The 9,387-nt window shown below is 68.0% G+C and carries 10 protein-coding genes and 1 tRNA gene; 7 read left to right on the top strand and 4 right to left on the bottom strand.

The window, feature by feature from the left end:
* Positions 1-92 precede the first annotated feature (92 nt).
* From AC1RIF_RS16485 to AC1RIF_RS16495, 3 genes are read left to right on the top strand one after another with little or no spacing between them, the layout of a single operon-like run.
* The gene (locus AC1RIF_RS16485) at positions 93-248 is read left to right on the top strand and encodes a DUF6131 family protein (protein WP_492602438.1); all 156 of its coding nucleotides are present in this window, start codon (positions 93-95) and stop codon (positions 246-248) included.
* A gap of 53 nt (positions 249-301) precedes the next feature.
* Positions 302-958 (top strand): DUF2231 domain-containing protein, encoded by a 657-nt coding sequence (locus AC1RIF_RS16490; protein WP_492602439.1) that lies wholly within the window; start codon positions 302-304, stop codon positions 956-958.
* Positions 955-1,518, top strand: a complete 564-nt coding sequence (locus tag AC1RIF_RS16495) for a type 1 glutamine amidotransferase domain-containing protein (protein ID WP_492602440.1) — start codon at positions 955-957, stop codon at positions 1,516-1,518. Before AC1RIF_RS16490 ends, AC1RIF_RS16495 begins: the two co-directional genes overlap by 4 nt.
* 3 nt (positions 1,519-1,521) lie before the next feature.
* Here AC1RIF_RS16495 and AC1RIF_RS16500 read toward each other — a convergent pair whose 3' ends face one another.
* The 3 genes from AC1RIF_RS16500 to AC1RIF_RS16510 form a co-directional block, all read right to left on the bottom strand.
* Positions 1,522-2,313, bottom strand: a complete 792-nt coding sequence (locus AC1RIF_RS16500; RefSeq protein WP_492602441.1) for a hypothetical protein — start codon at positions 2,311-2,313, stop codon at positions 1,522-1,524.
* A gap of 176 nt (positions 2,314-2,489) precedes the next feature.
* Positions 2,490-4,022, bottom strand: a complete 1,533-nt coding sequence (locus AC1RIF_RS16505; RefSeq protein WP_492602442.1) for an amidohydrolase — start codon at positions 4,020-4,022, stop codon at positions 2,490-2,492.
* A gap of 121 nt (positions 4,023-4,143) precedes the next feature.
* On the bottom strand, positions 4,144-5,478 hold the full coding sequence (locus AC1RIF_RS16510; RefSeq protein WP_492602443.1) for an MFS transporter: 1,335 nt from the start codon (positions 5,476-5,478) through the stop codon (positions 4,144-4,146).
* 122 nt (positions 5,479-5,600) lie between these two features.
* Here AC1RIF_RS16510 and AC1RIF_RS16515 point away from each other — a divergent pair, with 122 nt between their 5' ends.
* Entirely contained in the window at positions 5,601-6,488 is an 888-nt protein-coding gene (locus AC1RIF_RS16515; RefSeq protein ID WP_492602765.1) for a LysR family transcriptional regulator, read from the top strand.
* A gap of 21 nt (positions 6,489-6,509) precedes the next feature.
* On the opposite strand, the gene AC1RIF_RS16520 is transcribed toward AC1RIF_RS16515, so the two are convergent.
* Entirely contained in the window at positions 6,510-6,986 is a 477-nt protein-coding gene (locus AC1RIF_RS16520; protein WP_492602444.1) for a GatB/YqeY domain-containing protein, read from the bottom strand.
* 64 nt (positions 6,987-7,050) lie between these two features.
* Here AC1RIF_RS16520 and AC1RIF_RS16525 point away from each other — a divergent pair, with 64 nt between their 5' ends.
* From AC1RIF_RS16525 to AC1RIF_RS16535, 3 genes are all read left to right on the top strand, one after another.
* On the top strand, positions 7,051-8,031 hold the full coding sequence (locus tag AC1RIF_RS16525; RefSeq protein WP_492602445.1) for a metallophosphoesterase: 981 nt from the start codon (positions 7,051-7,053) through the stop codon (positions 8,029-8,031).
* 54 nt (positions 8,032-8,085) lie between these two features.
* Positions 8,086-8,159: transfer RNA gene (locus tag AC1RIF_RS16530), tRNA-Pro, on the top strand.
* 115 nt (positions 8,160-8,274) lie between these two features.
* On the top strand, positions 8,275-9,315 hold the full coding sequence (locus AC1RIF_RS16535) for an ABC transporter substrate-binding protein (RefSeq protein WP_492602446.1): 1,041 nt from the start codon (positions 8,275-8,277) through the stop codon (positions 9,313-9,315).
* Positions 9,316-9,387: the final 72 nt, after the last annotated feature.

A 9,387-nucleotide genomic window follows, 5' to 3' on the forward strand; every position in this document is an offset into this window, starting at 1 on the left:
CCCGCACCGAGGCTGTTTGTCCTCCCCGCGCACCGGGTAATCGGGAGGCGCGGGGACCCTCCGGGTCCCCCCGACCGGATCGAGGTTCCGCCATGATCGTTCTCGGCTTGATTCTGCTGGTGATCGGGTTCCTGACGAACATCTCGATCCTCTGGACGATCGGGATCGTCCTGCTGGTGATCGGCGTGGTACTGGCGATACTCGGGGCCACGGGGCGTGCCGTCGGTGGACGCCGCTACTGGTATTGAACGAAGGGTCCCCGCGGCGTTTGCGGGTCCCGGTTCCCGGGTAGCCGGGCGGGATGAACCTTCGTCATCTGTACGACCGGGCCGAGTCCGCGTCGTTCCTCGACGGTGTCAGCGCCTCGCTGCAGCAGCGACTGCAGGCGGGGTTGGGTCGCACGCCGGTCGGCGATCGCTTGCGGGGCGACTGGCTCGGACACCCGTTGCATCCGGTTCTGGTCGCGATTCCGATCGGGGCCTGGACCAGTTCGCTGATCTTCGACGCGGGGCTGCGTGATCACCGCAGCGCCCGCCGCCTGATCGGCATCGGACTGGTCGCGCTGCCACCGACTCTCGCGAGCGGTTGGGCGGACTGGAGCGAGCGCGACGTCCGCCAGCGTCGGGTCGGGCTGCTTCATGCGGGCGCCAACGCGGTGGGGATCACGTTGATGCTGGCGTCGTTCCGTCGTCGCCGGCATGATCCCGAGGCCTCCGATACCTTGGCGATGGGACTGTCCGTGGCCGCGCTCGGCGCGGTCGGGGCGGGCGGTGCGCTGGGCGGTCACCTCGTCTACGGGCAGGGCGCGGGAGTGGCGACCACCCCCGCGAAACACAGCCCGTCGTTCGACCCGGTCCTCGCCGAGGTCGATGCCCGCACCGAACCGGAGTCGACGAACAGCGAGTCGACGAACAGCGAGTCGGCACCCACCGGGCTGCACAGGAGGGAGCACCCGTGACCGACCAGGGAACATTGGCCGGACGCACCGTCGCGATCCTCGCGACGAACGGTGTCGAGGAGGTCGAACTCGTCGAGCCGCGCACCGCGGTCGAGGAGGCCGGGGCCACCACCCGACTGGTCTCGCTGTCCGGTGGCCGGATCCAAGCCATGCGCGGCGACGTCCACGAGGCGGGAACGTACGACGTCGACGTCACGGTCGGCGACACGTCGGTGGCCGCCTACGACGCCCTGATCCTGCCCGGCGGCACCACCAATCCCGACCACTTGCGGATGGACCCGAGAGCCGTTGCCTTCGTCGGGGATTTCGTGCGGTCCGGCAAACCCGTCGGCGTGATCTGCCACGGTCCGTGGACACTCGTCGAGACGGACGTGGTGCGCGGCCGCACGCTCGCGTCCTACCCGAGCGTGCGGACGGACATCCGCAACGCTGGCGGCAACGTCGTCGATCGCGAGGTCATGATCGACGGTGCGCTGGTGTCGAGCCGCAATCCCGGCGACCTGCCGGCGTTCTGCGACGCGATCGTCGACGTCTTCTCGTCGGCCTCGACGCGCGTGTGAGGCCTACCCACGCCCGACCGCCACAGCGACGCCCCCCGGCACGGCGACGGCGTCGTCGACGATGCCACCGAAGCACATGAGGTTCGGCCTGCGCGGCGCGACGAGAACCGGCGCACCCGTGTGGTCGATCGGCGTCGAGAACGACATCGGCGTGCCGAACCGCACGCGGGCGTACGGAACCTCGGCGCACGATCCGGACTGACCGTGGTACCCGACGGACTGGTGACCGAACGGCATCATGCGGCGCAGTTCGTCGGCGATCTGGACGCCGGCGAGCCAACGCGTGTACCCGGTCGCGTCGTCGATCATGGAACTCTGCCAGTAGTTGGACCCGGTCTGTTCGACCCGCAGCGTGTACGTCTTGCCGAGCGCGAACTCGAAGAAGTCGCCGCGGCACGTCATCCCGCCCGGCCCCGGGACGATGGGGCCGCAGCCGGCGTGCTGGACATCGGGGCCGTAGTAACTGAAGACCGTGCGGGCCACGAGGGGAGCGTCGGCCGCGGGGCGCTGGACCTCGAGCCCGATGTAGCCACCCTGCCAGTTCTGGAATCCGAAATGCTGTCCGACGGACAGTGTCTGCCCGGGCCCGGTCACGCCGATCTCGTCGATCGTCACAGGGAACGTGAACTCGGAGATGCCCTTGGTGCCGCCGTTGGTGGCGAGCCAGTCGATCTGGACGAGTTCGCCGGGCACCACGGCGGCGACGGCGGTGGCGGGTGACGCCAGCACCACCGCCGATGCCACACCGAACGCTGCGGCGAGGGAACGTACTGTCCTCGAACCGATTCCACCCATCTCGACCTCCACCCCTTGGGGAGGACCACCGCGGTCCCCCGATCATCATGATCATCTTGCACGGGGGATTCGGGCGTTACGGGCGAAATCGACTCACGGCGCTGCAGACGGTGCTCGACCGCCCGAAGTGCGTGATCCGGCGGCGAGTGCGGTGGCGCCCGGCGTGAACGGGCAGCTCAGTCCGCCGTGAACTCGACCTCGCCACCGACGACGGTCCGCACCACCGCGACGTCGCGAATCCTCGTCGCGTCGACCTCGTAGATGTCGTCGGACAACGCGACGAAGTCGGCGAGCATGCCGGGCGCAAGCACACCCTTCCGGTCCTCCTGCCTGACGGCGAACGCGGAGCCGTAGGTGTAGGCGCGCACCGCTTCGTCCACGGTCAGTCGCTCGTCCGGCCCGAGGACATGGCCGGACGCGGTGGTTCGATTGACCATGTCGTGGATCGACGCCAGCGGGTTTCCGTCGGAAACAGGGGAATCCGTCGATCCGGGGAGGACGATCCCGGCAGCGAGGAGGGACTTCATCCGGTAGATCTGGTGCTCGAACTCCGGGTCCACCGCCGCGCGCATTCCGTCACCGAAGTCGGAGATGAACGTTCCCTGGGGAACCGGCGTCAGCCCCAGGGCGGCAGCCCGCGCCACCTGACTGTCGCTCGTCAGCCCGAAATGCTCGATGCGATGCCGGGCATCGGGACGCGGCGTGTCCTTCTGCGCGAGGGCGAACGCGTCCATCACGTGATCGATGGCGGCATCCCCGATCGCGTGTGCAGCAACCGACCATCCGGCCCGATGCGCCTCGACGACCATCGCCTCGAGTTCCCTCGGGTCGAACTGCATGACACCGTGATTGTGCGGTTCCCCGTGATAGCAGTGGTGCATCGCGGCCGAGCGACCGATGAAGGAGCCGTCGGACACGATCTTGACGGGGCCGACCCGAAAGCGGTCGTCGCCCAGCCCGGTCCGAATACCGAGGTCGAGCCCACGCCAACCGTCCCATCCGTCGATACCGTGGAGCGTCGTGCAGTACGGCATCGCCGTCATACGCGTGCGCAGAAGGCCCGACTCCACGGCATCCTGGTAGATACCCAGGTCGACGGGGGTGGAGCCGATCATGCGGTAGTCCCCGAGCCCCGGCTCCGTGACGGAGGTGAGGCCGTACCGGATCGCCTGCTCACTCGCGAGCTCGATGTGATGCAGCAGGTCCTCGGCCGCGATCGGTCGGACCAGCCCGTAGACCAGTTCCATCGCACGTTCCTGTAGCAAGCCGGTTGCGCGTCCGGACGCGTCCCGGGCGACCGAACCGCCGGGCACGTCCGGAACCCCTGCACCGCCGGGGAATCCGGCCAGCTCGAAGGCCGCATTGTTGACCACGACCATGTGCCCCGAAACGTGCTCGAGCAGGACGGGCCGGCCTCCGGCCGCGTTGTCGAGCGCGTCGGCACTCGGATGCGCACCGGTCACGTTCTGGTCGTATCCCGATCCACGAACCCACGCGCCAGGCTGCAATGTCCGAGCACGCTCGGCGACCTCCCGGTAGATGTCGTCGAGAGACGACACCGCCGGCGGTCGGAGATTGAGCTGCGCCAGCCTCGCTCCGGTCATCGACAGGTGATAGTGCGCGTCGTGGAATCCCGGCAGGACCGGTGCCCCGCCCAGGTCGTGGACCTCGTCCGCCGTCACTCCGTCGAGTTCCGAGTCGAATCCCACGATCCGACCACAGAGGACGCCGACTCGTGTCGCGGTCGGGCGGTCGGGCGACAACGTTCGGAATCTACCGTTCTCGAAGATCGCGTCGAGACGCATCGATCAAGTTCCTTTCGCTCGAAAGTCAGGAGAATGCCGAAATCGTTTCCGGCGAATCAGAATTGGACGACTGCCGCTTCGCGGTTGCGCGCGCCAGACCGATCACTCCGAACAGCGTCGCCAGCAACATCACGGCGAAGAAGATCGCGACACCCCAAGGGCTTCCGTCGGAGCTGTTCAGAATCCACTGGGCGATCAGCGGGGTCGCACCGCCGATCAGCGACGAGCACAGCTGGTACGCGAGTGACACACCGCTGTAGCGGATGTTGGCAGGGAAAGCAGAGGCGAGCGTATTCGCCAGCAGCGCATAGTAGGCGGTGCCGCCGAGGGTGACGACATAGAGCGTGATCGCGATCGTCGACGGTTTCGCCGAACCGATGGCGTAGAAGAACGGCACCACCATGAGCAGGGTCAGCACGAGCCCGCCGACCATGACCTTGATCGCACCGACACGCTCCGCGACGAGTGCGGCGATCGGCTGCCAGAAGAACTGCAGCACAGCCATTCCCAGCAGGATGTTGAGCATCGTCTGCCGCTCGATACCGAGACTGCCCGTGGCCCACGACAGCAGGAAGGTATTCGTGAAGTAGGCGAGAGAAATCCCCATGATGGACGCGACGATCCCGAGGAACAGGATGCCCGGCACCGATCGGAAGACCTCGACCGTCGGCTGCCGGACGACGACGTCGGCCTTCCTCGCCTCCTCGAAGTCCGCGGACTCCTCGACTCCGGCGCGGATGACCAGGCCGACGATCACGAGCACCGACGACAGCAGGAACGGAATCCGCCAGCCCCACGAGATGAAGGCATCGTCGGGCAGCTGGCCGACGAGCATGAACATCAGCGTCGCCAGGATCGAGCCCGCCGGCGAACCTTGCTGCACCCACGCGCCGGCCCACCCGCGCTTGCCTTCCGCGGAATTCTCCGTCGCCAGCAGAACCGCACCGCCCCATTCGCCGCCGACGGCGAGTCCCTGCAGTGCGCGCAGCACGACCAGGAGAATCGGTGCCGCGACACCGATCTGGGCGTAGCTGGGCAGCAGACCGATGCACGTCGTGGCGACGCCCATCAGGAGCAAGGTCGCGACGAGCACGTTCTTGCGCCCGAATCGGTCTCCGAAATGACCGAAGACGGCGCCCCCGATCGGACGTGCGAGGAACCCGACCCAGAAGGTCGCGAAGGATGCCATGAGAGCGGCCCCCGGCGCCGCCCCGGGATAGAACACCTTGCCGAAGACGAGAGCCGCGGCGGTGCCGAAGATGTAGAAGTCGTACCACTCGGTGGCGGTACCGACGAACGCGCCGACGGTCGCCCGACGCTGGCGCGACAGCGACACGCCAGATTGAGCTGTTGAGTTCATCGTTACCCCTTCGAGGATCCCCGGGCCGAGGATTCGGTCCCGTATCGCAGTGGGATCAACTATCGGAGGAGCGTTTATGCTTGTCCAATGACAATTTTGGGAGGGGGGTATACGTGAGACGCATGATGCTCGCCGACGAACTCGTCCAGTTCCTCGAGGTAGCCGACACCGGTTCAGTGAGCGCGGCCGCGATCCGTCAGCACCTCTCTCAGCCGACCGTGTCCCGGCGAATCGCGAAACTGGAGTCCGACCTGGGTGTCAAACTCTTCCGTCGAACCGTCTCGGGCATGGGCCTGACACCGGCGGGCGAGGTGCTGCAGACGATGGCGCAGGACATCGTGACCAGGACCGAGCGGGCGGGCGAGGTGATGGCCGCCCTCGACGGCGGAACCAGGATGTTCACGCTGGTGTGCCCGGAGACGACCGCCAATCACTTCGTGGCGCCGTTCATCGCGAGCGGCTCTCCCATCCGGGAGATCGTGACCGCACGCCCGAGCGACGTCTACCCCACACTGCTCAAAGGCCTGGACCTGGCGGTGAACACCGCGCCGCCACCCGCCGAGCTCTCCTCGACCGAGCTCGTCAGTTTTCCGATCATGGCGCAGTTCCGGCAGGACGGAGCACAGCGATCCCGGCACGACCCCATCGAACTGGCCGACCTGTTAGCCAGTGGAGAGCCGATCCTCGCTCCAGGCTACGGGAGCGCCATCGAGCGGGAATTCCGTTCCGCAGCAAGCGCGCTCGGCGTCCACCTCGCCGAATTGTCGACGACGAGCAACGCGACCATCGCCCAGGCGCACGCGGCCGCCGGCAACGGTGTGGCCGTTGTCATCGAGGATCCGCGTTTCGGGCTCGACTGGGCGGAGTTGACGAACGGGGGCGTCGCGATGTCCGTTCAACTCCACGCCGCGTGGGCACCGGACCACTACGCCGAGCCGGACATCCGCGCGGTGGCGCACGATCTGGGGCGCTGGATGACCGGCATGGTCGCAGCCCGCGCGATCGAGTGACGGGCGAGTGCCCGGCGAGATCTACAGGCGGTCCTTGACCGCCTTGGAAACCCGCGAGCCGTCGGCCTTGCCGGCGGCGAGCGCGGTGGCGGCCTTCATGACCTGCCCCATCTGCCGGACGCCGGGACGCTCACCGATCTCCTCGGCGACCTGCGCGATGGCGGTGTCGGCGACGTCGGCCAGTTCGGCATCGGTGAGCGGGGTGGGCAGGTACTCGTCGATGACCTGGGCCTCGGCACGCTCGGTGGCGGCCAGCTCACCGCGACCGGCCTCGGTGTAGACCTCGGCGGCCTCGCCGCGCTTCTTGGATTCCTTCGCGAGGACCTTGATCACCTCGTCGTCGGTGAGCTCGCGGGCTTCCTTGCCGGACACCTCCTCCGTCTGCACCGCGGCCAGGAGCATCCGCAGCGTCGACAGGCGCAGCGGATCCTTCGCCTTCATCGCGGCGGTGAGGTCGGCACGGAGCTTGGACTTGAGCGTGGGAGTGGTATCGGCCATGGGCCGAACGGTACGCGCCCAGCGCGGTGTCCTGCACCTTCATTGCGGGCACCCGTATTCTGAAATGGTGTCTGATCCGTCTCGCAATACCTCGACCCGCAGCATCCTGAACCGCGCCGCCCTGGCCACGGCGGGCACCGCCGCGCTGGGGCTCGGTTACGCCTCGCTGATCGAGCGCAACGCGTTCGCCCTGCGGGAGGCGACGATGCCGGTCCTGGCGCCGGGCTCGGCGTCTCTGCGGGTGCTGCACATCAGCGATCTGCACATGATGCCGAACCAGAAGCTCAAGCAGAACTGGCTGCGGGAGCTCGATCGGCTCGAACCGGATCTGGTGGTCAACACCGGCGACAACCTGTCGCACCAGCGGTCGGTGCCGGCCGTGGTGCAGTCGCTCGGCGGCCTGCTGGCCCGCCCGGGCCTGTTCGTGTTCGGCAGCAACGACTACTTCGCGCCCAAGCCGAAGAACCCGCTCGAGTACTTCAAGAAGGAGCACAGGCGCGTGCTCGGCGATCCGCTGCCGTGGGCCGATCTGCGGGCCGCGTTCACCGAGCGCGGCTGGCTGGACGCCACCCACGTGCACCGCGAGCTCGAGGTCGGGGGCGTGCGCATCGCCGCGGCCGGTGTCGACGACCCGCACCTCAAGCGCGACCGGTACGACACCATCGCGGGCCCGCCGAACCCGCTCGCTCACCTGAAGCTGGGCATCACGCACTCCCCCGAGCCGCGCGTGCTGGACCGCTTCGCCGACGACGGCTACGACCTGGTCCTGGCCGGGCACACGCACGGCGGTCAGCTGTGCCTGCCGTTCTACGGCGCCCTCGTCACCAACTGTCAGCTGGACCGGTCCCGGGTGAAGGGGCCGTCGCGCTGGGGTGCGCACACCCGGCTGCACGTGTCGGCGGGCATCGGCACGTCGCCGTACGCGCCGGCCCGGTTCTGCTGCCGCCCCGAGGCGACGCTGCTCACCCTCGTCCCCGCGCCGCGCGACACCGCGACCGAAGCACGCGGGTCGGCAGCCGTGGAAAGCGCCGTTTTGGGGCGCTGACCAGCCGATTTAACCCCCGAGGAATCGGTCATGTAAGCTAACCGAGGTTCAACACGGGGTGTGGCGCAGCTTGGTAGCGCGCTTCGTTCGGGACGAAGAGGTCGTGGGTTCAAATCCCGCCACCCCGACAGTGAAGAACAGAAAGACCCGGTCCGATCATTCGGACCGGGTCTTTCTCGTTTCGCACAATCGATACTCTGTACCGCCGGAAAGATCACCTGACCAGCAGGCTAGCCTGACCTAATGTTCATTCGATCGTCCCTGCGCAAGCGCACCTCGGTGCGCGTCGCGATGGTCGCACTCGCGACCGTGTTCGCCGCCACCGCGTGCGGCTCCTCCGACAGCGCCACCGACGCCCCGGCCGGCAACACCGAGGTCGCGACGGGCGGTCGCCTGTTCGCCACCGCCGACACCGCGACCGCCGAGCTCGGCAGCGACGCGCAGCCCGGCGCGTTCCCGCGGACCGTCAAGCATGCGCTCGGCGAGACCGTGATCGAGAAGAAGCCCGAGCGCGTCATCGTGCTCGACGGCGGCGAGCTCGACGACGTCCTGTCGCTCGGCATCACGCCGGTCGGTATCGCCAGCCCCGAGGGCGCGGCGGGTCAGCCGTCGTACCTGGCGGACAAGCTGGCGGGCGTCCCGGACGTGGGCACCACCAACAACCTCAACCTCGAGGCGATCGTCTCGCTGCAGCCCGATCTGATCCTGGGCAGCAAGCTGCGCGCCGACAAGCTGTACCCGCAGTTGGCGGAGATCGCGCCGACGGTGTTCGGAATCCGCCCCGGGTTCCCGTGGAAGGAGAACTTCCTTCTGGTCGCCGATTCGGTCGGTGAGGAGACCAAGGCCGAGGGCGTGCTGAACGACTACCAGACGCGGGCCGACGAGGTGCGCGACAGCATCCAGGGCGATCCGTCGATCTCGCTGGTGCGCTTCATGACCGGCAAGACCCGCCTGTACGGCAACCTGTCGTTCATCGGCGTGATCCTGCAGGACGTCGGACTGCGCCGCCCCGACATCCAGAACATCGAGGAACTGGCAGTCGAGGTCAGCCCCGAGACCATCACGCAGGCCGACGGGGACTGGATCTTCTACTCGACTTACGGCAAGCCCGACACCACCGCCGAGGGCGAGGTGCTGGGCGGCCCGCTGTGGTCGAGCATGAACGCAGTGAAGAACGGCAAGGCCGTGCAGGTGTCCGACGAGACGTGGTTCCTCGCACTGGGCCCGACGGGCGCGATGATCGTGCTCGACGACCTGGACAACCTGCTCGGCGGTAAGCAGTAGACCTTCGACCCGCGGCGGGGGGGGGGGGGGGGGGGGGGGGGGGGGGGGGGGGGGGGGGGGGGGGGGGCGTGG

Source organism: Prescottella sp. GW823-FHT02E09, assembly GCF_058797375.1.

Bases quoted from the DNA above. Each gene is read 5' to 3' on its own strand.
- AC1RIF_RS16515 (WP_492602765.1), top strand. From the start codon at position 5,601: ATGATGCTCGCCGACGAACTCGTCCAGTTCCTCGAGGTAGCCGACACC.
- AC1RIF_RS16500 (WP_492602441.1), bottom strand. From the start codon at position 2,313: ATGGGTGGAATCGGTTCGAGGACAGTACGTTCCCTCGCCGCAGCGTTC.
- AC1RIF_RS16520 (WP_492602444.1), bottom strand. From the start codon at position 6,986: ATGGCCGATACCACTCCCACGCTCAAGTCCAAGCTCCGTGCCGACCTC.
- AC1RIF_RS16490 (WP_492602439.1), top strand. From the start codon at position 302: ATGAACCTTCGTCATCTGTACGACCGGGCCGAGTCCGCGTCGTTCCTC.
- AC1RIF_RS16485 (WP_492602438.1), top strand. From the start codon at position 93: ATGATCGTTCTCGGCTTGATTCTGCTGGTGATCGGGTTCCTGACGAAC.
- AC1RIF_RS16510 (WP_492602443.1), bottom strand. From the start codon at position 5,478: ATGAACTCAACAGCTCAATCTGGCGTGTCGCTGTCGCGCCAGCGTCGG.
- AC1RIF_RS16535 (WP_492602446.1), top strand. From the start codon at position 8,275: ATGTTCATTCGATCGTCCCTGCGCAAGCGCACCTCGGTGCGCGTCGCG.
- AC1RIF_RS16525 (WP_492602445.1), top strand. From the start codon at position 7,051: ATGGTGTCTGATCCGTCTCGCAATACCTCGACCCGCAGCATCCTGAAC.